The organism is Pontibacter sp. GD13, assembly GCF_058216355.1.
On sequence record NZ_JBYZMQ010000011.1, the window covers coordinates 46,085 to 67,241 of the forward strand.

The 21,157-nt window shown below is 51.2% G+C and carries 20 protein-coding genes and 1 tRNA gene; 4 read left to right on the forward strand and 17 right to left on the reverse strand.

Annotated elements, in window-relative coordinates; all coding sequences use genetic code 11:
* Nucleotides 1-207 precede the first annotated feature (207 nt).
* Nucleotides 208-2,724 (reverse strand): AsmA-like C-terminal region-containing protein, encoded by a 2,517-nt coding sequence (locus AC4BAN_RS14375; RefSeq protein ID WP_490565105.1) that lies wholly within the window; start codon nt 2,722-2,724, stop codon nt 208-210.
* A gap of 187 nt (nt 2,725-2,911) precedes the next feature.
* Between AC4BAN_RS14375 and AC4BAN_RS14380 the strand changes: the two genes are divergently transcribed.
* Nucleotides 2,912-2,986, forward strand: a tRNA-Val gene (locus AC4BAN_RS14380).
* A gap of 222 nt (nt 2,987-3,208) precedes the next feature.
* Here the strand turns inward: AC4BAN_RS14380 and coaE are convergent.
* The 8 genes from coaE to AC4BAN_RS14420 all read right to left on the reverse strand — a co-directional run bounded on the left by coaE (nt 3,209) and on the right by AC4BAN_RS14420 (nt 9,569).
* Nucleotides 3,209-3,802 carry a dephospho-CoA kinase gene (gene coaE, locus AC4BAN_RS14385; RefSeq protein WP_490565106.1) on the reverse strand — a complete coding sequence of 198 codons (594 nt, stop codon included), beginning with the start codon at nt 3,800-3,802 and terminating at the stop codon, nt 3,209-3,211.
* A gap of 2 nt (nt 3,803-3,804) precedes the next feature.
* Complete coding sequence (locus AC4BAN_RS14390) at nt 3,805-4,605, reverse strand: YbbR-like domain-containing protein (RefSeq protein WP_490565107.1); 801 nt, start codon at nt 4,603-4,605, stop codon at nt 3,805-3,807.
* 179 nt (nt 4,606-4,784) lie between these two features.
* Nucleotides 4,785-5,093: a preprotein translocase subunit YajC gene (yajC, locus tag AC4BAN_RS14395; RefSeq protein WP_490565108.1), complete on the reverse strand. Its 309-nt coding sequence runs from the start codon at nt 5,091-5,093 to the stop codon at nt 4,785-4,787.
* 42 nt (nt 5,094-5,135) lie between these two features.
* Nucleotides 5,136-5,669 (reverse strand): DUF1573 domain-containing protein, encoded by a 534-nt coding sequence (locus tag AC4BAN_RS14400; protein WP_490565109.1) that lies wholly within the window; start codon nt 5,667-5,669, stop codon nt 5,136-5,138.
* A 20-nt stretch (nt 5,670-5,689) separates the two neighbouring features.
* On the reverse strand, nt 5,690-6,688 hold the full coding sequence (locus AC4BAN_RS14405; RefSeq protein WP_490565110.1) for an isocitrate/isopropylmalate dehydrogenase family protein: 999 nt from the start codon (nt 6,686-6,688) through the stop codon (nt 5,690-5,692).
* A 2-nt stretch (nt 6,689-6,690) separates the two neighbouring features.
* Nucleotides 6,691-6,996 carry a YtxH domain-containing protein gene (locus AC4BAN_RS14410; protein ID WP_490565111.1) on the reverse strand — a complete coding sequence of 102 codons (306 nt, stop codon included), beginning with the start codon at nt 6,994-6,996 and terminating at the stop codon, nt 6,691-6,693.
* Between the two features lie 82 nt (nt 6,997-7,078).
* Complete coding sequence (nusB, locus tag AC4BAN_RS14415) at nt 7,079-8,218, reverse strand: transcription antitermination factor NusB (protein WP_490565112.1); 1,140 nt, start codon at nt 8,216-8,218, stop codon at nt 7,079-7,081.
* Between the two features lie 253 nt (nt 8,219-8,471).
* Nucleotides 8,472-9,569, reverse strand: a complete 1,098-nt coding sequence (locus AC4BAN_RS14420) for a Glu/Leu/Phe/Val family dehydrogenase (RefSeq protein WP_490565113.1) — start codon at nt 9,567-9,569, stop codon at nt 8,472-8,474.
* Nucleotides 9,570-9,720: 151 nt separating this feature from the next.
* Here AC4BAN_RS14420 and AC4BAN_RS14425 point away from each other — a divergent pair, with 151 nt between their 5' ends.
* Nucleotides 9,721-11,505, forward strand: coding sequence for an ABC transporter ATP-binding protein (locus AC4BAN_RS14425; RefSeq protein WP_490565114.1), 1,785 nt, complete (start codon nt 9,721-9,723; stop codon nt 11,503-11,505).
* 135 nt (nt 11,506-11,640) lie between these two features.
* Nucleotides 11,641-12,051: a hypothetical protein gene (locus tag AC4BAN_RS14430; protein WP_490565115.1), complete on the forward strand. Its 411-nt coding sequence runs from the start codon at nt 11,641-11,643 to the stop codon at nt 12,049-12,051.
* Between the two features lie 94 nt (nt 12,052-12,145).
* On the opposite strand, the gene AC4BAN_RS14435 is transcribed toward AC4BAN_RS14430, so the two are convergent.
* The 7 genes from AC4BAN_RS14435 to AC4BAN_RS14465 all read right to left on the reverse strand — a co-directional run bounded on the left by AC4BAN_RS14435 (nt 12,146) and on the right by AC4BAN_RS14465 (nt 19,512).
* Nucleotides 12,146-12,766, reverse strand: a complete 621-nt coding sequence (locus AC4BAN_RS14435; protein ID WP_490565116.1) for a TetR/AcrR family transcriptional regulator — start codon at nt 12,764-12,766, stop codon at nt 12,146-12,148.
* Nucleotides 12,767-12,852: 86 nt separating this feature from the next.
* Entirely contained in the window at nt 12,853-13,371 is a 519-nt protein-coding gene (locus tag AC4BAN_RS14440) for a GyrI-like domain-containing protein (RefSeq protein WP_490565117.1), read from the reverse strand.
* On the reverse strand, nt 13,368-15,137 hold the full coding sequence (locus AC4BAN_RS14445) for an ABC transporter ATP-binding protein (protein WP_490565118.1): 1,770 nt from the start codon (nt 15,135-15,137) through the stop codon (nt 13,368-13,370). Before AC4BAN_RS14445 ends, AC4BAN_RS14440 begins: the two co-directional genes overlap by 4 nt.
* Before the next feature lie 399 nt (nt 15,138-15,536).
* Nucleotides 15,537-16,820: a cystathionine gamma-synthase family protein gene (locus AC4BAN_RS14450; protein ID WP_490565119.1), complete on the reverse strand. Its 1,284-nt coding sequence runs from the start codon at nt 16,818-16,820 to the stop codon at nt 15,537-15,539.
* A gap of 4 nt (nt 16,821-16,824) precedes the next feature.
* Nucleotides 16,825-17,589, reverse strand: coding sequence for a tRNA pseudouridine(38-40) synthase TruA (truA, locus tag AC4BAN_RS14455; protein WP_490565120.1), 765 nt, complete (start codon nt 17,587-17,589; stop codon nt 16,825-16,827).
* 157 nt (nt 17,590-17,746) lie between these two features.
* The gene (locus tag AC4BAN_RS14460) at nt 17,747-18,139 is read right to left on the reverse strand and encodes a hypothetical protein (protein ID WP_490565121.1); all 393 of its coding nucleotides are present in this window, start codon (nt 18,137-18,139) and stop codon (nt 17,747-17,749) included.
* 173 nt (nt 18,140-18,312) lie between these two features.
* Nucleotides 18,313-19,512, reverse strand: coding sequence for a thiolase family protein (locus AC4BAN_RS14465; RefSeq protein WP_490565122.1), 1,200 nt, complete (start codon nt 19,510-19,512; stop codon nt 18,313-18,315).
* Nucleotides 19,513-19,577: 65 nt separating this feature from the next.
* Between AC4BAN_RS14465 and AC4BAN_RS14470 the strand changes: the two genes are divergently transcribed.
* Entirely contained in the window at nt 19,578-20,069 is a 492-nt protein-coding gene (locus AC4BAN_RS14470; RefSeq protein ID WP_490565123.1) for a DUF4293 domain-containing protein, read from the forward strand.
* 328 nt (nt 20,070-20,397) lie between these two features.
* Here the strand turns inward: AC4BAN_RS14470 and AC4BAN_RS14475 are convergent, their stop codons facing one another.
* Entirely contained in the window at nt 20,398-21,138 is a 741-nt protein-coding gene (locus AC4BAN_RS14475) for a proline and serine-rich protein 1 family protein (protein ID WP_490565124.1), read from the reverse strand.
* Between the last annotated feature and the right edge of the window lie 19 nt (nt 21,139-21,157).

The following is a 21,157-nucleotide window of genomic DNA, read 5'->3' on the forward strand; positions in this document are numbered from 1 at the left end:
AGATTTGGTTGGTTTAACGGGCTCCCGTGGCGATGGTTACTGCTTTGCTATAACTTTTCCGTTGTATAGGCTATTTTAACCGGTGAAAGCACCTATATCTTCCGTTAACAATGAATGGTATTTTTTTTATACGCCCTTCCTAAATTATTTTCTTAAAAGTGTACTTTATCAGGGGGAGCAATAACACCAGGTGTACAAAACCGCTTTTTAATCAAAGTCAAAATATTCGCCTTCCTGCAGTTCCACCTTCTTCTCCTTATTCATGGGCTTATTGCCTTTTAGCAAGTCCTTCAGTTCTTGCCCCTCCTGCTTTAGGTCCGTTTTTATTTTCTGACGCACGCGTTCGTTGTCGTAGGCCAGTTTAAAGTCGCTTTCGTTCCCCTTAAGGGTTAGAAACAAGCTGCTGTTGCCGGCATTGGCATCTTCTGCCACAACCCCGTAAACGGCATCCTTGTCTGGGCGGCGGCTACCGAACAGGGGTAGTTTTATTTTGTAATCCATCCGCTGGTCAAACGTGTGGGTACCGGAGACAGACACCGTAGGCACTGCCGACAAGCTGGAGCGGATATCCATTTCGGGGATGTAAATGGTGCGCTGCTGTATCCAAAAGCTGTTATGCAGCTCGGCAAAACGCATGTTAGCCAGCTCCGAGCGCCTTACAAAGGCCGACATTTTCTGCATGGGCTCAAAGTTGATGAGTTGCCCGTTACGCACGGTTGCCATGATCTCGGCCTGCAACAGGTCGGTTTTGGGGTTAAGCTGGCTATCGAAATACACCTCCGACACGATATCGGCGGTTAACTGCCCCTTCAGGTGGTTGTCCCTGATAAAATCCTGGTGAAAGTTTTCGAACACGTAAAAGAGGCTGTCCACGTTCATGTTATTCAACCGGGTGGCGGTGCTTGCCTTTATATGTTCCCGGTTGCGCGCATCCAGGCTGCCCCGCACCGCAAAGTTTCCGCCAATGGCATTAAACGATACATTAGGCGATGCTATAACCTGGTTTTTTAGCGTGATCTCCCCCTTCACTTCTTTGGCCCTGAAACGTCGGAATTTTACCCTGTTGATAGTAGCGCTCAGGTTAAAGGCAATGTTCGGTGAGACGATAAACTTATACCCGTCGCCTTTGCTACTCCGGGCAGCTTCTGGTGTGTTGAGTTGCTCGCTTAACAGTTGGTCGCAGTTAAGGTAATTGCTATTGAAATCAGCCTCTACCAGCAGCCGCTGTTTATCAAGCAGGAGCCAGGCCATCACATTCTTAAACATGCCGTTTATCACGAAGTCCGATTCGCCCAGGTTCCCCCTCAGGTCCGATACAGCCACATCGTTCTTCTTGAACATGAAGTTGCCGCTCAGGTTGGTCAGGGGCAGTGGCATCTCCTGCAAGGCCAATGAGACCTTGTGCAGGGTGATATCTCCGGAAGTAGACAGGGTGCTGTTGCCCGGGCGCGATTTAAATTCGTTCAGGTTGCCAGCGAAAGCAATATGCACATCTGCAAGCCCACTGCCACTGCGCACCTGCTGCAGTTTGGCAAGGTCCAGCACATAGCCTACGTCCAGCATGCCTTTCATGCTAAAGGCAATATCCGGGTTGTTAAAGTTGCTGTACTTCAGGGTGCCTTTAAAGGGGCGCCCGTTCAGCACCCCCGACAATTCCTTTAACTCCAGCACCGAAGTGGAGGCATTCTGCTTGCTCCCATTGGTGAAACTACCTTTCAGCTCAATTTTCTCAACCCGCTGCTTTACATCCGGATGGAAGAAAGACGCCTTGTTCGCCCCGAAATCAAACACGATCTCCGGATTCGTGTGCGCTGAAAAACTCCCTTTTACCGTGCCATTAAAGTATACATTGCCCTCACTTCTATACATGGCATAGGCACTGCTCACGGACTGCGGCAATAAAGAGAGCAGCGACTGCACATCCGTGTTTTGCCCGGCAAGCGTCAGGTCCAGCGAAACCGGGCCTGCGTAAGCAACAGAGCCTGCCACTTTATAGGCAGCCTTCTCTACTGCTATGACCGAAGGTTGTAATTGGACTGTCTGTTTTTGTCGGTCGATGCGTAAAGCCGTTGCCAGGTTGACATTCTTGTTCTTAAAGTATTCGCCGGTGCCAATTTTAATGGTGTTTATGGTGGCGCTCCCCTTTGTTTCTACGGCCACCAGTTCATCTGAAACTGACAAGGCTGCCTCCAGTTGGTGGGCGTCTATTTCGTAGGATTGTTTTAAGTGCTGGTCAATGTAGTGCACACCCACCGCTGTCAGGGTGATCTGCTCCAGATCGAATGATAATTCCTCTTCAGGGGTTTTGGTCGTGTCGGAGGCAAAAACCTGGTAGTTTACCTTACCGTCGGGGAATACCTTTACATAAATCTCGCCTTGCTCAACAAACAACTGTTTCACACGGTATTTCCCGCGCAATATATCCAGCACACTGAACGTGAAGTATAGTTTCTGGGCCTTCAGCAAAGACTCCTCACTTGCCTCCACTGCTTCCAATACGTTCACCTGGTCTAGCGACACCGCTATCTGCGGAAACTTATCGAAAAGGGAGAGCGAAATAGTTGCCACTTCTACCTTTGTCTTGATGTGCTTATTGGCTTCTGCAACAAATAACGCGATGATCTTATCCTGGTAAGCATAAGTTAAGCCCAAGGCTACGCCTACCACGGCTAGCAAACCGAAAGCTGCATAAAATAGTATTTTTTTAACAACTCTTTTCTTCACCTTCCGAAAGTTCAGATTTCTAGCCTCTTACAAAAGCTAAAGGTACTGTAGTAATAACACGCGCACAAGCGGTACAATGGCAAGAAAAAAAATTTTACATTTTTTTTCCAAATGTTTTGCAGTATCAAAAATATCCCGCATATTTGCATCATCAAACAGGGACAAAAGGTCTCTAAGCAACAAATAAGGGGTGTTAGCTCAGCTGGTTCAGAGCACCTGCCTTACAAGCAGGGGGTCACTGGTTCGAATCCAGTACGCCCCACAAAAGGACAACTCAAAAGTTGTCCTTTTTTTATATCCATACTTTCCGAAACCATCCTCCCTCTTTTCCAATCTCCTTTGTCTTTTCAAGTTGATTCAGCAGCATGTTCTGTTTGCAAAACGATGAAGCTCAGCTTCTAGTATGGGCTTCTGTATGTGCCGGGTGTGCCATTTGATTGATGCCAACAGGCAGCAGTCAGTTCATTTGCGTTGATAGTTACCCTTACGCCAGCGAAAGGAACAGTTGGTGCAAGCGTAGCACCTGCGGGATAACCAGCTGCTGTTCGTTGTTATAAATCACATGATCGGCACGTTGCATCTTCTCCTCCTCACTCAGCTGCTTTTCTATGATCGTTTTGATCTCTTCTTCCGTGCGGTGGGTATCGCGGAGCAGCAGGCGCCGCATGCGTACCTCCAGTGGGGCATACACAGCCACGATCTGGTCCATCTGCTTCCAGGCCTCAGATTCATACAGCAGCGCCGCCTCCTTTACGACATAGGGTTTACCAGCCTGCGCAGCTACCCAAACTATAAAATCGTTGCGGACATGCGGATGCACGAGTTCGTTGAGCCGCGCTAGTTGTTGGGGATTGTTGAAAACAATTTGGGCCAGGTAGACTCTGTCCAGATCACCTGCCTCTGTAAATGCTGCGGCGCCATACGCTTTAAGCAATTCCTGCCGCAGCGTTTCATCGTGGCGCATCACCCATTTCGCTCTTCCGTCCGAGTCGTACACAGGGATGCCCAGCAGTTTAAACATGCGGCAGACAACTGTTTTGCCAACACCTATCCCGCCGGTTATTCCTACCTTGAGCATGGCTATTCGACCACGGCCTTTATACGCTCCGGCCACAGGGTAACATTGCGAACGCCGGTGGGCTTTTGCACCAGTTCTGGCACTAGTGTTGAGTCCTGGCTATTGTAGCGCTTGTAATTCAGGATTGCCTTAAAGTTCTCCCTGTTCAGACTTGCTACAGAATCTTCCAGCAGCTGATACCGCACCAGCACGTAGGGAGGCCGAATAGTCAAGGACTTGTCTTTAGGGGCATTCACCACCTCCGGTATAATCTGCCGCTCTTCCTGTACCAGGTTGCGGATATTCAGGCTTACCTGGGCTTCCTTAACGCTGGCTTTCACAAACGATTTATTATCGTAGGCTATGGGTACAGTTAGCTTGGCGGATTCCGTTAACCGCTGCTCCGGTAATTGAAGCAACAAGGGGTTAGGCAAACTGTCAACCATCGAGGATGGACCAACAAGCGTAACAGAATCAGGTGTAATGCGTACCGGGCCGGTCACGGCGTGGTTGTTGTCGGTGATCTTTTGCGCCGGGTTTAGTTTTAGCGCAATGGTGCGGGAAACGCGCTCGTTAAAGTTAAAGTACAGCGTGTCTGTCACCACAAAGTTCAACTGCAAGCCATCGAGTGCGTTTACCAGGGCTGGGCGCAGGGCTGAGCCCAGCAGGTAATTGTTGCGTGGCAGGTTGCGGATGTAGATTTCCGCTGGCTGCACCTCCACTCTTAGCGATTTGCGGAGCAGTTTCCATCCTTTTCCGGTCACGTTTATCACCACTTCTTCTGGCAGGGGTTTAACAGGCACCAGTTCCCGTTCGTTAAACACAAACCTGACAGGGTATGTGGTTTGGGTAGAGTAGCTTTTGTTTAGCGCATTAAGTAGCCAAAAGGTAGAAGCCGCCACAAAACAAAGCAGTACTACCCTCCAGTACTGCTTTGTCTGCGGCCTAAATGGCTTTGCAAACCATAAAACTATATTTCTGACGCTCTCAAACGGCAATGCTTCTAAACTTTTTGCGCTTTAGCAGTGGCTTCCATCGAAATAGCAGATTTATCAAAAGTAAGCCTGATGCCTTTGTCTACTTCTACTAGCACAGTATTCTCTGCTACGTCTATTAACTTACCATGCAATCCGCCAATGGTAATAACATGCATGCCTTTCGACAATTCGTCACGGAAATTCTTCTGATCACGCGCTTTCTTCTGCTGTGGCCTAATCATAAAGAAATAGAAGACAAGAATGATTGCACCAAACATCAGAAGCTGTGGCAGCATTCCTCCATCTGGGGCGGCTTGTAGGAAAATGGTTTGCATGGGTGTGAACTCTCTTTGTTTTAAAGCTTCGGTTTATAAAGCTTAGTTTCTTTTTACCGGTCCGTCTGCTCCGGCTGCTGGCACGTTGTTTGGCTCAACTGTGCCTTTCAGGGATACCTGGGTAATGTTGGGCACTGTGTTAGCGCGCACTGTGATCATAGGAGATTGCTGCCCTACTTTGCCCGTACTGTTAAACTGCACATTTATCTGGCTGCTTTGGCCTGGTGCGATAGGCTCTTTTGGCGGCTCAGGCACTGTACAGCCACAAGAGGCAGTAGCACTTTCAATTATCAAAGGCGATTTACCGGTATTGGTAAAATTAAAGGTATGCTCTACAATCTCGCCCTGCTTAATGGTGCCAAAATCATATGTTGTTTCGGAAAATGAGATTACAGGCGCGTTTTCTGGTGCAATCACTTCCTCGGTAGAGGCTACGTTGGGGTTTGCCACGGGCTGAACCGCCGTTTCGGCAGCCATTTCGTTCTCCGTTACAGTATCAGTTGTCGTGTTGTTATCGCAGCCTGCTGCAAAAATAGTCACAGCAAGGCCTGCTGCTAGAATTAGGTTCTTTTTCATATCAGAAAAGGGTTATCTGTTTAAAGTTTTGAAATGATGTTCTGGGCAAATTCCTTGGTGTTGGCTTTGCCGCCCAGGTCACCGGTGCATTCCTGTGGGTTCGCCAGCGTGGCTTCCAGGGCTGCCTCAATGCGGCTTGCCTCGTCTTCCAGCTCCAGGTGGTGCAGCATCATGATCGCAGAGCGCAGCAGTGCGGTTGGATTAGCAATACCTTTGCCCGCAATATCCGGGGCAGACCCATGAACGGCTTCAAAAATGGCCATCTCATCGCCAATATTGGCTCCGGCTACAACCCCAAGCCCGCCCACCAGACCGGCGCACAGGTCCGACAGAATATCGCCGAATAGGTTAGTGGTCACGATCACGTCGAACTGCTCTGGCTTAGCCACCAACTGCATGCACATGTTGTCGATGATCTTGTCATCGGCCTGGATGTGCGGGTAATCCTTCGCGATGTCCTGAAACACGCCCAGGAACAATGCCCCCGCGCTTTTCAGGATATTGGCTTTGTGCACGGCGGTCACCTTTTTGCACTGGTGCTTGTTGGCGTATTCAAACGCGGCACGAATGATCTTCTGGCACCCTGTCCGCGTGAGACGCGCTACAGAATCAGATATCTGCAGGCGCTCATCCCACATTTCCAGCCCAGAGTACAGGCCTTCTGTGTTCTCGCGGAAAAGCACCGAATTCACGTTATCGAAGCGCGTTTTTATGCCCTTGGTGGTTTTGGCAGGCCGCACGTTGGCATACAGGTCAAACTTCTGGCGCAACTGCACATTCACGCTTTTGAACCCTTTGCCCACAGGTGTGGTGATCGGGCCTTTCAGCGCGACGCGGTTCTTATTGAGAGAGGCTATCAGCGTTTGTGGAATCAGTTCGCCCATGGCATCAAAAGTCGTCTGCCCGGCATTTTCTTCCTCCCACGCAATGGGTACGCTGGCCGCTTCAAAAATAGCTTTTACAGCATTCGTAATCTCAGGTCCTATCCCATCTCCCGGGATGAGGGTTACTTGTCTCATACTTATAGTTCTTTCCGGCTATTAATTTCGTTGATCAGTGAATCGACATCACCTAACAGCTTCTCAGCTTTATCTTTGGCATCCTGTATAACGCGCTGCCCTTCTGACTTGGCGCTCGAAGGCAGGTTGTCGCCTTTTGCCACAAGTTGTTCCAACAGATCGGCCAGCGTATCGCGGTACCTTTCCAGACGATAGCTTAGCCAGTTGCGGGTTTCCCTCCCTTTCTCAGGGGCGAACAGAATACCAAAGGCACCACCCACGGCCACTCCCGTTACAAAGAAAAGTAAGTTGCTCGTTTTCTTACTCATAGTCTATATCTAATAAATCGCGGACAAAATTTTCTTCTTCTTACGGCCTTACAGCCTTTTAGGCTAACCCGTGTATTCTCCTTTACTTGTTATCGATCAAGCCACGGCCCGACTTGCGGATATCGCCTTTGGTAGTTAGCTCCTGGGCCATTTTATCCAGCACGCCATTGATAAACTGCTTACTTTTAGGCGTGCTGTAAAGTTTTGATATTTCGATATATTCGTTGATGGTAACCTTAACCGGTATGCTACCGAAGATGTGCATCTCGCAGAGCGCCATCTTTAGCAATATCTTATCCAGAAGTGCCACGCGTTCCACATCCCAGTTTTGCACGCTGGCAGCGATCATCGCCTCGTATTTCTCATCATCTTGCAGCGTCTGGTGAAAAAGCTCCTCAAAGAATGTCTTGTCATCTTCCCAGTTGGCTGACAGGTCCAGCAATACGGGCTCTTCCTCAGTCTCCTCGCCGTAAATCTTTACTGTCTTGTTAACAAGGCTCTTAACGATAGCCTTGTTTTCTACCCAGTTCAGATCCTGCTCTTCAAACAAAGATTGTAAGTTTTTTTCTTTAAAGATAATGTTTTTGAAAATATGTTTCACTATATCAGCGTCCTCCTCCAGTGTGGGGGAAGGCAGGGCCAGGTAGGTCAGAAATGCCTCGTCCTGCTTCAGAGTGTTTTTGTAAACGGCCCGAATCTCGCTGATATCGGATCCCCAGCTGATGTTGCGGCGAATAATGGCTTGCTTATAGGACTCGTTCTGAAGCAGGCGGTGCACCACGCGGTTGTTCAGGAAACTTTTCACATCCGGGCCTGTGGCAGCCGTAAAGCGCTTTTCCTTTTTCTCTTCCTCCTCCTCTACCAGGCTCACCAGAACTTCCAGAATCTGAAGGGTGCCCAGGTAATGGTCATAAACACGCTCAACGGCGCTTAGCATCAGGGTGCTGTAATGCTTGTAATCTTTTTTAACAAGGTTATTATAGTAACCGATGGCCCTGTTAACCGCATCGAGTATTTCTTTGTCAGCTTCCTCTGTTTCGAACTGGCGCGTTTGGTACCACTCCTTAAACAGGATTTGCGCAATTTGCTTTCTTCCCTCCAGCATCTTCTTGTCCTGTACCTCCATCGAGTTCAGGTCCGGGGCGAAATCCTCGCTAATCTGGTCTAATGCCAGCAGATAATCTGAACCTTCGGCTTGCTGGTAGGCATAGATTGCTTGCATTGCCTTGATTCGTAGTGTTCTGCGGTTGAGCATAATCTTAATGTAAAGAACGTGTATGTGTAACGATGTATTCCCGTGCCGGGCACTCAAAATATAAACGCTGCCCTTGTGGCGGGCAGCCTGCTAAAACTATAAGGCAGAATGCAAAGCATAACGCATATAGTTCCTTTTGGCAGCAATCCGTGCAAAGCAAAAGTGCCACAGGTTAGTGCAGCACTTTTGTCTTTAACGGTTTCCGTGGTGTGTATCGTTCCTAAAAGGTAGAGCGAACCTGGCCAATGCTCTGAATGCGCTTCTCAGCCATTTTCATGGCGGCAGCCTGGTTATGGATGCCTTCTTTCTCGGCCAGTTCAAAAATATCCAGTGTATAGCCGTAGATACGCTCCGTCTGGGCATAGGCGCTCTCACGGTTGTAGCCGATCAGCTCGGAGTACACATTAATCAGGCCGCCTGCGTTTATCAGGAAGTCCGGGGCGTACACAATGCCACGCTCGATAAGCGCCGGCCCGTGTATCTTCTCGTCGCGCAGCTGGTTGTTGGCGCAGCCCGCAATTACCTGGCACTTCAGGCGGTTGATGGTGCTGTCGTTTACGGTGCCGCCCAGCGCGCACGGAGAGTAGATGTCCACATCCAGGTCGTAGATCTCATCCATGCTCACTACTTTGGCGCTGTATTTATCAGACACCTCGCGTAAGCGGTCTTCGTATATATCCGTGATAAAGATCTGCGCTTTCTCTTTTGCCAGCAGCTCTACCAGGTAACCTCCCACATGGCCCACGCCCTGCACAGATATTTTCTTACCTTCCAGCGAATCAGAGCCAAACGCTTTTTTAGCGGCGGCCTTCATGCCCATGTACGTACCGTAAGCCGTTACCGGAGAAGGGTCTCCGCTACCGCCCATCGCCTCCGGAAGACCAGCCACGTGCTCGGTTTCCATGTGGATGTACTCCATGTCTTTTGTGGTCATGCCCACATCCTCGGCTGTGATATAAGCCCCGTTCAGGTTCTTGATAAAACGGCCGAACTTGCGCAGCAGCGCCTCGTTCTTGTCTTTCTTCGCGTCACCAATAATCACAGCCTTACCGCCACCCAGGTTTAAGCCAGAGATAGCAGCCTTATAAGTCATACCCCTGGAAAGGCGCAGCACATCGTCAAGCGCCTCTGCCTCAGAAGCATAAGACCACATACGCGTTCCACCCAAAGCAGGGCCCAATACCGTGTTGTGAATGCCGATGATGGCTTTTAAGCCGGTTTCCTTGTCATGGCAGAAAACAACCTTCTCATGATTGTGTTCTGATATCTGACCGAAGACCGACTTATCCTTCAGTTCTACTTCTTTTAATTCGACCATTTAGGTAATTGATTAAGGGTTATTCTATCTTTGTGTGAACGAGGCAAGCGAGGCCGCCCCTTTTCGCGCCACAAAATTAATTCTTTTTTTGATTAATTCAATTTGTACTTTGTTCGTCTACGTAAATGCCTAGGGGTTCTAAATATTTGCTGTGAAATCGTTACGCTATTTAAATAAATATCTGCTCAAGTATAAGTACCGGCTTTTGCTGGGCATTGTGTTTACCGTTGTCTCCAACTTCTTCCAGATATTGCCTGCCCAGGTAGTCCGGCACGCCTTTAACCTGATCAAAGAGGGCATTAACCTGCACGGACTCTACAAAGGGATGGAGCAGCAGGAGCTTGTCTACGACACTTTCGCCAACAGCATTCTGGTTTACGGCGTCGTGATCCTGCTCATGGCGCTGCTGCGGGGCGTGTTCCTGTTTTTTGTGCGCCAGACCATTATCGTGATGAGCCGCCTGATAGAGAACGACCTGAAGAACGAGATCTACGAGCATTACCAGAGCCTTCCCCTCAGCTTTTACCGCAGAAACAACACCGGCGACCTGATGGCACGCATCTCGGAGGACGTAAGCCGCGTGCGCATGTATGTCGGCCCGGCCATCATGTACGGCATCAACCTGGTTGTGCTGTTTCTGATGGTTATCCCGTATATGCTGTCGGTAAACGTGAAACTCACGCTGTACACCCTGATTCCTTTGCCCATACTAGCCATCAGCATTTATTACGTCAACAACATCATCCAGCGCAAGTCCGATGAGATACAGCGAAGCCTGTCAGGGATTAACACATTTGTGCAGGAAGCCTTCTCGGGCATCCGGGTTCTAAAGTCTTTTGTGCGCGAAGCGAACTCGCACAACAACTTTACCACCGCCAGCAATGTGTACAAAGACAAATCGCTGGAGCTGAACTTTGTGAACTCCCTGTTCTTCCCGTTGGTGCTTTTTTTGGTGGGGCTGAGCACCATTATCACGATTTACATTGGCGGCCAGGAGGTGATCAACGGCAGCATTACCACCGGCAACATCGCCGAGTTCATTATTTATGTGAACATGCTTACCTGGCCTGTTACCTCGCTGGGATGGACAGCCAGCCTGGTGCAGCGCGCAGCCGCCTCCCAGGAGCGGATAAACGAGTTCCTGCACACCAAAAACGACATCGTTTCCCGTAAAAACGTGAGCAAGCCAATCCAGGGCGACATCCGTTTCGAGCACGTGGACCTGGTGTACCCGCACACCAATATCCATGCCCTGCGCGACGTGTCGTTTGACATCAGACACGGCGAAACACTGGCCATTATCGGTAACACCGGCTCTGGCAAAAGCACCATCGCCACCCTGCTGCCACGCATGTACGATGTAACGGGGGGGCGCATCCTAATTGACGGGGTGGATGTGCGCGACTATAACCTGGAAAGCCTGCGCAGCCAGATCGGGTACGTGCCGCAGGATGTGTTCCTGTTCTCTGATACCATCAGCAACAACATCGGTTTTGGTCTGCCAAGTATAACCGAAGAGCAGATGGTGCAGTCTACCCGCGATGCGGATGTGTATGAGAACATTGTGCGCTTCCCGGAGAAGTTTGAGACCAAGCTCGGCGAACGCGGCATTACCCTGTCGGGTGGCCAGAAACAGCGCGTGTCCATTGCCCGCGCCCTGGTGCGGGAGCCCAGCATCCTTATCCTGGATGACTCGCTGTCTGCCGTGGACACCAAAACCGAGAACGCCATCCTCAACAGCCTGCGCCGTATCATGGCCAACCGCACCTCCATCATCATCTCGCACCGGGTATCGTCGGTAAAGCTGGCCGACAGGATCCTGGTTTTAGACGACGGGGAGATTGTGCAACATGGTACGCACGAGGAGCTGATAGCCGAGGCAGGCTTGTACAAAGTACTGTATGAGCGCCAGTTGCAATCTGAAGACAGCCTGTAGCCTTACCCAGGTTTTACGCCTGTTTGCCCTGCTATAGGTTGTATTTGCCTGCCAATTATAGAATGTGGGATTTTTTTAGGTCGGATACTGTTATACCAACGTATAGCAAATTTTACAACCCTAATTTTTCTGTTTATGGCCATCGACTTACAGCAAATCGGTAAAAGATTCAGGTTTTATACCAACCTTAAAGAACTGGACATGGAGCAACTCAAGTCCATGACCGGAAGCGATGAAACCACCCTGGCGAACATCATTTCGGGCCAGAATTACTTACTCGACGACCTGGTAGCTATTGTGCAGAACTTTAAGGAGCTTAATTCGCAGTGGCTCATTTACGGCGAGGGCAGTATGTTTAAGCCCATGAACGCCGACGGCTCCTGCCACGACCATCACAAGGGCTGCCTGAAAAAAAGCAAGACCGCCTACCTTAACCAGATGAAGGACATGCTGCAAGAGCTGGATGCCGCGGAGGTAGCCCGTGGGCACCATGCAGACGTAGACGCGCTAAAAGCCAAGCTGGATCAGTACAAAGCCACGCTTTAATACCATTCTCATTGCTACTGGCCAGCTCAGTGCGCAGCGACACAACGCTGCTGTGCGGCCTGTTGCGGAATAGGTTGGATTAAATATGCCCCCTTTAAGCGGAGTCGCCTTTAAGCGTGATCCCGTTCAGGATCAGGTTAACCGTAAACAGCACGTCGCGCTCTATCTTTTCAAAGTCGATGGTGGGCAGTTGATGGAAGTCTGCCCGCTGAAACTCATCAAACTGGATCAGGTCTTTTACGACCATGATCGAGTACCCCACCCGCTCTGCCTCGCACGCAGCAAAAGTACCGTTGGCGATTCCCTCTTTCAGCACTGTAGCGTAATAGTTGGTTTCCTTTGCCCTCGATTCGCGAAAGAGCTCCAGGAATAGAGTGCGTGTTTCGATGAGCACTTTTATGGAGATGGTGTGGTGCGTTACGATTTCCTGGTAGTAGCGCAACGAAGAGCGGATGTATAACAGCAGGCGCTCGTGCGGGTCGGCTTCCTGCTCGGCAATACGCTTTATCCGCGATAGGCTCTCTTTCCACTCCTGCGAGAAGGCCTCGATAAATAGCCCTTCCTTGCTTTTGTAATAGTAATACAGCGTGGGCTTTTTCAAGCCGATGGCATGCGCAATGTCGTCAAGCGTGGCTTTGCTATACCCTACCCTGCCAAAAACTGACTTTGCTGCCTCCAGGATCAGCTCTTTTTTAGCCTCTGCTTTCTTACCCAAAATGTTAGCGGTATGGTTTACAGGCGGAAAGCACAAGTGCCCTTCGTCGGATATATGGTGTTTTTGTATACTTACAAGCCTGCTTACTATTGTTTTACAGGTACTTCCAGCACTCCCTTGTCATTTTCAGGAAACCACTCTACGTAAAAGTCCTGCAGCTGCAGTTGCTCCTCCTTGGCATAGTCGAAGGCGGCCGCGTACAACTTTTTTGGCGAAACGGTTACATGTGCGTTTACTTCGGCGTGTACCACCTTTTTGCCTCCGGGCACCGTGCGCAAAGTAAAGCCGGCAGGCAGCGCTACTGAAGAGTCCGGCACTATAACGCCAATAAACGCCCGGATGCTGTCGCCGCTCTTGTCGGGGTCGTTGTAGTAAATGTTGCCCAGCATGCCTGCCAGTTCTTTCTTATCGAGCACCTCGGCTGCCCGCTGAAATGCCTTACCCATGGCTTCATCTTCCACGGAGCCCATAAAAGGTTGCCCCGCCACATACATGGTCTGCGATGTTGCCATGCGCACCTCCGGCGCCGTAAATCCTCCGATATAGGTATAAAGCACCAGCAGGATAATGGCTAAGCCAGCCATTACATAGAAAAGTTTTTTCATAAATCGATCATGTTCTTGTACTGCATGTGATACAACTGCGCATAGTAGCCGTTATGCTCCAGCAGTTCCTCATGGTTGCCCATCTCTTTCAGTTCGCCCCGGTCCAGCACAATGATCTTGTCTGCCTTTTGGATGGTGGACAAGCGGTGCGCGATCACGATGGAGGTACGACCCTGCATCAGCTGATCGATGGCGTACTGAATCAGCTCCTCGGTTTCGGAGTCTACGCTGGAGGTGGCCTCATCCAGGATGATGATCTCGGGGTTGTACACCATGGCGCGCACAAAGGAAATAAGCTGCCGCTGGCCCACCGATAAAGTGGCGCCCCGCTCCATTACTTTGTAGTGCAGCCCGCCCGGCAAACGCTCAATGAACTTGCGCGCCCCTACCAGGTCGGCGGCCTGCCACATCTGCTCCTCGGTAATGCTTTGGTTACCCAGGCTAATGTTGTCGGCTATGGTGCCGGAGAATAGAAACACATCCTGCAACACCACCCCGATGTGGTGGCGCAGCACGCTCAGGTCATACTCTTTCAGGTCATGGCCATCCACGATGATATGCCCCTTGTTGATCTCGTAGAAGCGGTTGAGCAGGTTGATCACCGAGGTTTTTCCGGCACCTGTGGCCCCGACAAAAGCAACGGTTTCGCCGGCTTTCACTTTAAACGAGATATCACGCAATACCCACTCCTCATCATTGTAAGCAAACCACACGTTCTCAAAGGTCACGTTGCCTTTTATCCTCTCCGGGGCATAGTTTCCGGTATCGGCTATCAGCTCGGTGCTATCCAGTAGTTTCATGAGGCGCTCGGTGCTCACCACCCCCAGCTGCAGGGTGTTGAACCGGTCCGCGATCATGCGTATGGGCCTGAAGAACATCTGGATATAAAGTATAAAGGCCATCAGCGTACCCAACGATGTTTCGTCGTCTATCACGCCATGGGCCCCATACCACACCAGCAGGCCGAGCCCGGCCGCACCAATGATCTCGGCCACCGGGAAGTAAACCGAATAGTAGAGCACCGAGCGAATGTTGGCGCGGGTATGCTCTTTGTTAATGGCCTTGAACTTATCCAGCTCGCGCTTCTCGTTGTTAAATATCTGCACGATGCTCATGCCCGTGATGTGCTCCTGCACAAAAGAGTTCAAACGGGCCACCGCCGTTCGCACCTCCTGAAAGGTATCCTTTATCTTCTCTTTAAAAATGTAGGTGCTGATGATCATGATCGGAAAGGTGGAAAGGCTGACCAGTGCCAGCTCCCAATCAATGTAAAACATGAAGCCCACAATAAACACCAGCTGCAGGATATCACCGATCATGGCAGCCAGGCCCTCGCTGAACACGTCGGAAAGCGTTTCCACATCCGACACGTTGCGGGTAACCAGGGTGCCGATGGGGGTGCGGTCAAAGAACTTGAGGCGCAGGTCCAGGATGTGGCGGTAAAGTTTGATGCGGATATCGCGCACCACGTGCTGCCCGAGCCAGCCGGCAAAGTAGGTATGCAGGTATTGCACAATGGCATGCACGACCAAAAGGATGCCCAGGATCACGAACATCTTATTGAGACCTTCCCAGTCGTTCTGCAGTATTTCCTGGTCTACGGTGTACTGGATGAGGAAAGGGCGCAGGGCTGCAAGTATGGCCGAAGCGAAGGTCAGGAAAATGATAAAGTAGAATATCCGCACATACGGCTTCACAAACGTGAAGAGCCGCTTCAGCACGTCTGAATCAAATACTTTACCGGGGGCTTGCTGTTTGTCTTCCAACGTTTGTGTAAGGTTTTAACTGGTTTGCAGGTGTATACGCCACGAAACAGTCTCTTCTGTACGTACACCTATGCTAAACCGGTTGTAAAGTTAATGGTTTTGGATCAGGATTTTAAGGATTTATAGGCAAGCGGCTTTGGGTGCCCGAAAGATTTATACTTGCCAGCCAACACTCCGGATTTTACTGCCTGCCTTCCTGACGGAGCTCTCTATACCACAGGATTGGGGTTTATGCGTCAGCTCAGCCTCGTTAATCATGAAATTTGAAAATGATAGCAGGTGTGGCAGGTTCACTCCTCGCTTTCAACAAGGAAGTGCCAGGTTGGTTGCGGCTGACTTTCAAAAGCAAAAGGGCCGGCACCAAACCGATGCCAGCCCCTTCAAGACGGTGCCAGTGGTTTACACTTCCGCCAGGGCCTGCGCTATATCCGAGATAATATCATCGGGGTGCTCTAGGCCTACGGATATCCTCACCATGCCTTCGCCGATGCCCATCTTGGCGCGGTCGGCCAGGCAGATGTCGGAGTGGGTCATGGAGGCGGGGTGCTCGGCCAGCGACTCGGTGCCGCCCAGGCTTACGGCCAGTTTGATTAAGCGCAGGCTGTTCAGGAATTTAAAGGCTTCCTTTTCGCCGCCTTTCAGGTCGAAGGAGATCATAGAGCCGGCGGCTGTGCACTGCTTGTCGTAGATGGCCTGCTGCTGCGGGTTGTCCTGCAAATCGCCCAGGTAGTAGATCTTCTCCACTTTCGGATGCTGCTTTAAATACGCTGCCACAGTCTCAGCGCCTTTGGCTTGCGCTTCCATCCGTATCTTCAGTGTCTCCAGGCTGCGCATCAGCATCCAGCCCGTCCAGGGGCTGGCCATAGAACCAGCGAACGTGCGCATGCCCTTTATCGCTTTCATCAGAGGGGCCGCGCCCACGCAGGCACCTGCGATCAGGTCGGAGTGGCCGCCGATGTATTTGGTGGCGGAATACAGCACCAGGTCGGCGCCATGCTTGAGGGGGTGCGAGAAAACCGGCCCCAGAAAGGTATTGTCTATGGCTACAACCACTTTTTTATCGACTGTACTGTGTTTCCTGGCCAGTGCCACACAGGCTTCAATGTCAACCAGGTGGTTGGTTGGGTTTGCCGGCGTTTCTACGTAGACCATGGCCAGTTTATCGCCCAGGCCAGAATCATCCAGTTGCCTGGAAACCTCTTCGGCGGTAGCGCTTGCCTGAAAGCCCATACTCTGGATGCCGAACTTGGGCAGTATGTTTTTGATGTAATAATCGGAGCCGCCGTAGATCGGCTCGCTGTGCAGGATCACATCGCCAGGCTTCAGCAGGGCAAGCAGCGTGGTGCTGATGGCAGCCATGCCACTGGCGAAAACGGCGGCGTCTTCGGCGCCGTCCCAAAGGCGGAGGCGGTTCTCCAGTATTTCCAGATCAGGGTTATTCAGGCGACTGTAGATCAGGCCCAGCTGCTCTTCGGCGCCTTTCTCACGCAGGCCATAGGCCAGTTCAAAAAAGGCTTTGCCCTCCTCGGCATTCTTAAAAACAAAGGTGGATGTTTGATAAATCGGGGCTTTCACGGCCATTTCTGACCACTCGGGATTATACCCGTAGCTCATCATTAAACTTTCTGGCCGCAGGTGCTTACCGTTTAAATGCGGCCCCTGATGGTCTTCTTCCAATTGCATAGATCTATAGTTTTGTTTGAGTCGTGCTCTTTAAAATGTGCTCCGGGTACGCTACTTTGGCTAGAAAAAGGCCCTCGGCGGGTGCTGCCCCACTTGCCCTACTCCTGTTTTGGCTGGCTATGATCTCCTCGAAAGCCGCAACTGTTAATTTGCCACGGCCCACATCCACGAGTGTGCCCACCACCAGCCGCACCATGCCGCGCAGGAAGCGGTTCGCCCGGATAGTGAAGATCAGCTCCTCGCCCTGTTGCTGCCAGGCTGCTTCGTACATGGCGCAGCGGTAATGCCTGGTGTCGCCTTTCACTTTGCTGAAGGTAATAAAATCCTCGTGCTTTAAAAGTATGGCCGCGGCTTCGTTCATCTTTCCTACATCCAGGGGGCGGCTGTGGCACCAGGCATAGTGTCTTTTAAAGGGATTGGCGCGCAGGGTGATGTGGTAGTGGTAGGTGCGGGCCAGGGCATCAAAGCGGGCATGCGCCTGGTCTGACACCGGGTATAAGTTCAGGGCCGCCACATCGTTTGGCAGGATACGGCTCATGCGGTACAGGACATGCGCCACATCCAGTTGCTGCGCAGTATCGAAATGCACGAACTGCTGGCTGGCGTGCACGCCGGTGTCGGTGCGCCCGCTGCCTGTGGTACTGATCGGCTCGCGCAGCACTTTGCTAAGGCAGTCTTCCAGCAGCTCCTGCACCGACAGGGCGTTGGGCTGCACCTGCCAGCCATGGAAACGAGAGCCGTCGTAAGCTATTTCTAAAAAGTACCGCATGGGGCAAAGGTATAAAAAATCCCCGCACGGGCTTAGCGCCTGTGCGGGGATGTTGGTAGCAATTGCTAAAGTAGACGCCGTAAAGTGCTGCTGCCTTTTCGGGCAGGCAATGGGCTAATTTGTTACGCTTTACGAATACACGCGTTTATACTTTATATTAGTTAGATCCGGTTTGCCCGTTTCTAACGCCGCCTAAAATAATATCACCTACTGACCGGGATCCGTTTCTGCTGCGGTCCTCTCTTCTACGGTCCTCCTCACGTCGTTTCTCCCAGCGCCCATCCTCACTTCTTCTCTCTTCGTCGCGTCTGCTCCAGGTGCCGTCCTCATGGTTTTTGCAGTCGTCGTGCTTCTTGGCGTATTTCTTTTGCTCCTTATCATATGCTTTCTCTTTTTTCCAATCGGCGTGGGCGCGGTGTTTCTCATCTACAAAAGAAGGCTTGCCCTTTGCTTTGCCTTTGCCATTGTTATGCCCATGCCCATCTGCCAGCGCGGCGCGGCCCGTAAAGGCAAAAGACAACATGATCGCGAAAGTGAGTAACTTTTTCATATCCTTAGTGTTTAGGTTCTACTACTGTAATGCAAAGTGAATGCCAAAAGCTATATAGTGGGGCTACATTGTGGTGGGCAAGTTTACCAGAAAAGCAAAAAGCCCGCTCTACGGCCGTAGAGCGGGCTTTTTAAAATATATTAAGTTACCTCTTTAACGCTGCAAAGTATAAATTATACTTTCTCGTAGATAACGGCTACTCCCTGGCCTACCCCAACGCACATGGTGGCCAGGCCATACTTCACCTCGCTGCGTCGTTTCATTTCGTGCAGCAGGGTAGCAGAGATGCGTGTGCCGCTGGCTCCGAGTGGATGGCCAATGGCGATAGAACCTCCGTTCACGTTCACGATATCCGGATTGATATCCAGCTGCTGTACGCAAGCCACAGCCTGCGATGCGAAAGCCTCGTTAATTTCTGCCAGCCCAATGTCATTTATACTTAGTCCGGCACGCTTCAGCGCCTTCTGCGTGGCTGGCACCGGCCCCATGCCCATGTGCGCCGGATCTACGCCGGCTACGGCAGCCGACACCACGCGCGCCATGGGTGTCAGGTTGTAGCGCTTCAGCATTTCCTCACTCACAACAATGGAAATGGCAGCACCGTCGTTTATGCCTGACGAGTTACCAGCCGTTACAGAGCCTCCTTTTTTGAAAGCCGGATTCAGGCTTGCCAGCTTCTCTACTGATGAAAGGCGAGGATGCTCGTCTGTGTCGAACACGATATCCTCACCCTTGCGCTGCGAAATATGCACTGGCACGATCTCATCTCTAAACTTCCCCGCCTCGGCGGCGGCTTTATACTTTACCTGTGACTGATGCGCAAATTCGTCCTGGGTTTCACGTGAAATGCCGTAGTGCTCTGCTACATTCTCGGCAGTTTCACCCATGGCAAACGGGTAGTGCAGTTTCGACAGCTTTTCGTTGGTGAAGCGCCAGCCGATGGTGGTATCGTATATTTCCGGTGTGCGCCCAAACGCCGTTTCGGATTTTGCCATCACAAAAGGCGCGCGTGTCATACTTTCCACGCCCCCGGCCAGGTACACCCCGCCGTCGCCGGAAGTGATGGCCCTGGAGGCGTCGATGATGGCTTGCAAGCCGGATGCGCACAGGCGGTTCACGGTAACGCCCCCAATCTCCTGCGGAAGCCCCGCCAGCAGCAGCGCCATACGCGCCACGTTGCGGTTATCCTCGCCTGCCTGGTTAGCCGCCCCCATTACCACGTCCTCAATCAGGGCAGGATCCAAGCTCGGGTTACGGGCCACGATTTGCTTCAGCACAAGGGCCGCCATATCATCGGGCCGCACCGTGCTCAGGGCACCGCCGAACTTGCCGACCGGTGTTCTTAAAATATCAACTATGTATGCTGTGTACATCTATTTTTTAGTTTACAGGTCTTTGTCTAATTTTGCATCTCATTGCAAGTTAAATTAACCACTCTATGATACAAAGAATTCAATCCGTATTTCTGTTCCTGCTGGTGCTGGCAATGGTTGCCATGCTGTTTCTGCCGCTATGGTCTAAGACCGACGCCACAACCGGCGAGGAGGTGGTGCTCACAGCCTGGAACATTACATCCTATGCGACAGCTGAGAACTCCGCTCCCGGCACTATTCCACAACAAAACACTGTAGCGATTGGTTTGCTGGCACTTGCCGCAGGCGCTGTGGCACTTTACGAGATCTTCCAGTTTAAAAACCGCCTGAACCAAATGAAGCTGGGTTTGCTGAACACGTTGGTGCTTGCAGCGCTGTTGGGCACTTCGTTTTATTATGCGGCCTATGTTGGTGCAGAACTGGTAAAGGCTGATGACAACGGCGCCTACCAGGCTGGTTTCTATATGCCGATGCTGGCACTGCTGCTTAACGCCCTGGCCAACCGTTTCATCAAACGCGATGAGGACCTGGTCAGGTCGGTGGACAGGTTGAGATAGGTTTTTTTAAATTTAAATGAGCGGATGGGTGATTATACTTACTGCTCATATGACAAAGAAGCCGCTTTCGGATAAGTCCGGAAGCGGCTTCTTTAGTTTTAGACAGACTCGCAGTTGTAAAACCCACCCCTAACCCCTCCGAGGAGGGGAATTTCGTGCCATTCTACTTTGATAAAGACTAAATACTAGTTGTGGATTCAAGTGCAGACGAATTTACATAATAACATCTTTATTTTACGCCACCTTGCTGCATCTTTATTTCAAATACCAGGAACGATTCCCCTCCTCGGAGGGGTAAGGGGTGGGTCAATCATTAGTAGAACTCTCCTCACCTCCTGCCACTATACCGCTCCAGTTCCTGCACACTGCTATCAAACTTGAAGAGGTCGTAGATGTAGTAGAAGTGCTCTTTATCGCAGAGGTAGTCGTAGGCGTATTTGGCAAACTCTACCCGGGTGGTTTCATAGTCGAACTGCTGCAGCACGCGCTTCAGGTCATCGGCAAGTATACTGCTGCTGCGCACGGCATCGCGGGCTATACTTAGTTTAGTGCTCTCGAAGTCGCGGCTGCGCATGGTCTGTATCAGGCGGTCCACTTCATGAGCTGTCATCAGGTTACGGCAATCGCCTCGGTAGCGGTCATCGTAGCGTGGCGGCACGGGCTCGTAGCGGTGGTCGCGTTCGTGGTCGTCATAGCGGTCTGGGAAGCGCGGCAGTGGCCTTGGTACCAGAGGCGCTAAGGGCACTTCGCTGATCAGGCGCAGGTACGCTTTGCCGCTTCTGCCTACGGTGCGCACGGCATAGTTTGCCTCTACCCCATTGGGCACCACAATGCATTGCCCCATTGTGTATACTCCATGGCGAGCTCTCACCTTCACCTCTACATAATGCTTGCCCGGCCTTACCGGCGCTATGCGCACAAAGTTAGAGGCGGTGTGGTTAACGGTTCTGTCGTTTAGTTGAATGTGGAACACCTCACCACGCTCGGCGGTGAAGGTTATTACAGAGGCTTGTGCAAACACCGGCACAGTCAGCAGCACAAGCAAAAGCGGAAGTAGAAGCTTTTTCATCGAAGTATAGGTTTTTGCT

Bases quoted from the DNA above. Each gene is read 5' to 3' on its own strand.
- coaE (WP_490565106.1), bottom strand. From the start codon at position 3,802: ATGCTCAAGGTAGGAATAACCGGCGGGATAGGTGTTGGCAAAACAGTT.
- yajC (WP_490565108.1), bottom strand. From the start codon at position 5,093: ATGCAAACCATTTTCCTACAAGCCGCCCCAGATGGAGGAATGCTGCCA.
- AC4BAN_RS14400 (WP_490565109.1), bottom strand. From the start codon at position 5,669: ATGAAAAAGAACCTAATTCTAGCAGCAGGCCTTGCTGTGACTATTTTT.
- AC4BAN_RS14405 (WP_490565110.1), bottom strand. From the start codon at position 6,688: ATGAGACAAGTAACCCTCATCCCGGGAGATGGGATAGGACCTGAGATT.
- AC4BAN_RS14410 (WP_490565111.1), bottom strand. From the start codon at position 6,996: ATGAGTAAGAAAACGAGCAACTTACTTTTCTTTGTAACGGGAGTGGCC.
- nusB (WP_490565112.1), bottom strand. From the start codon at position 8,218: ATGCAAGCAATCTATGCCTACCAGCAAGCCGAAGGTTCAGATTATCTG.
- AC4BAN_RS14420 (WP_490565113.1), bottom strand. From the start codon at position 9,569: ATGGTCGAATTAAAAGAAGTAGAACTGAAGGATAAGTCGGTCTTCGGT.
- AC4BAN_RS14430 (WP_490565115.1), top strand. From the start codon at position 11,641: ATGGCCATCGACTTACAGCAAATCGGTAAAAGATTCAGGTTTTATACC.
- AC4BAN_RS14440 (WP_490565117.1), bottom strand. From the start codon at position 13,371: ATGAAAAAACTTTTCTATGTAATGGCTGGCTTAGCCATTATCCTGCTG.
- AC4BAN_RS14450 (WP_490565119.1), bottom strand. From the start codon at position 16,820: ATGCAATTGGAAGAAGACCATCAGGGGCCGCATTTAAACGGTAAGCAC.
- truA (WP_490565120.1), bottom strand. From the start codon at position 17,589: ATGCGGTACTTTTTAGAAATAGCTTACGACGGCTCTCGTTTCCATGGC.
- AC4BAN_RS14460 (WP_490565121.1), bottom strand. From the start codon at position 18,139: ATGAAAAAGTTACTCACTTTCGCGATCATGTTGTCTTTTGCCTTTACG.
- AC4BAN_RS14465 (WP_490565122.1), bottom strand. From the start codon at position 19,512: ATGTACACAGCATACATAGTTGATATTTTAAGAACACCGGTCGGCAAG.
- AC4BAN_RS14470 (WP_490565123.1), top strand. From the start codon at position 19,578: ATGATACAAAGAATTCAATCCGTATTTCTGTTCCTGCTGGTGCTGGCA.
- AC4BAN_RS14475 (WP_490565124.1), bottom strand. From the start codon at position 21,138: ATGAAAAAGCTTCTACTTCCGCTTTTGCTTGTGCTGCTGACTGTGCCG.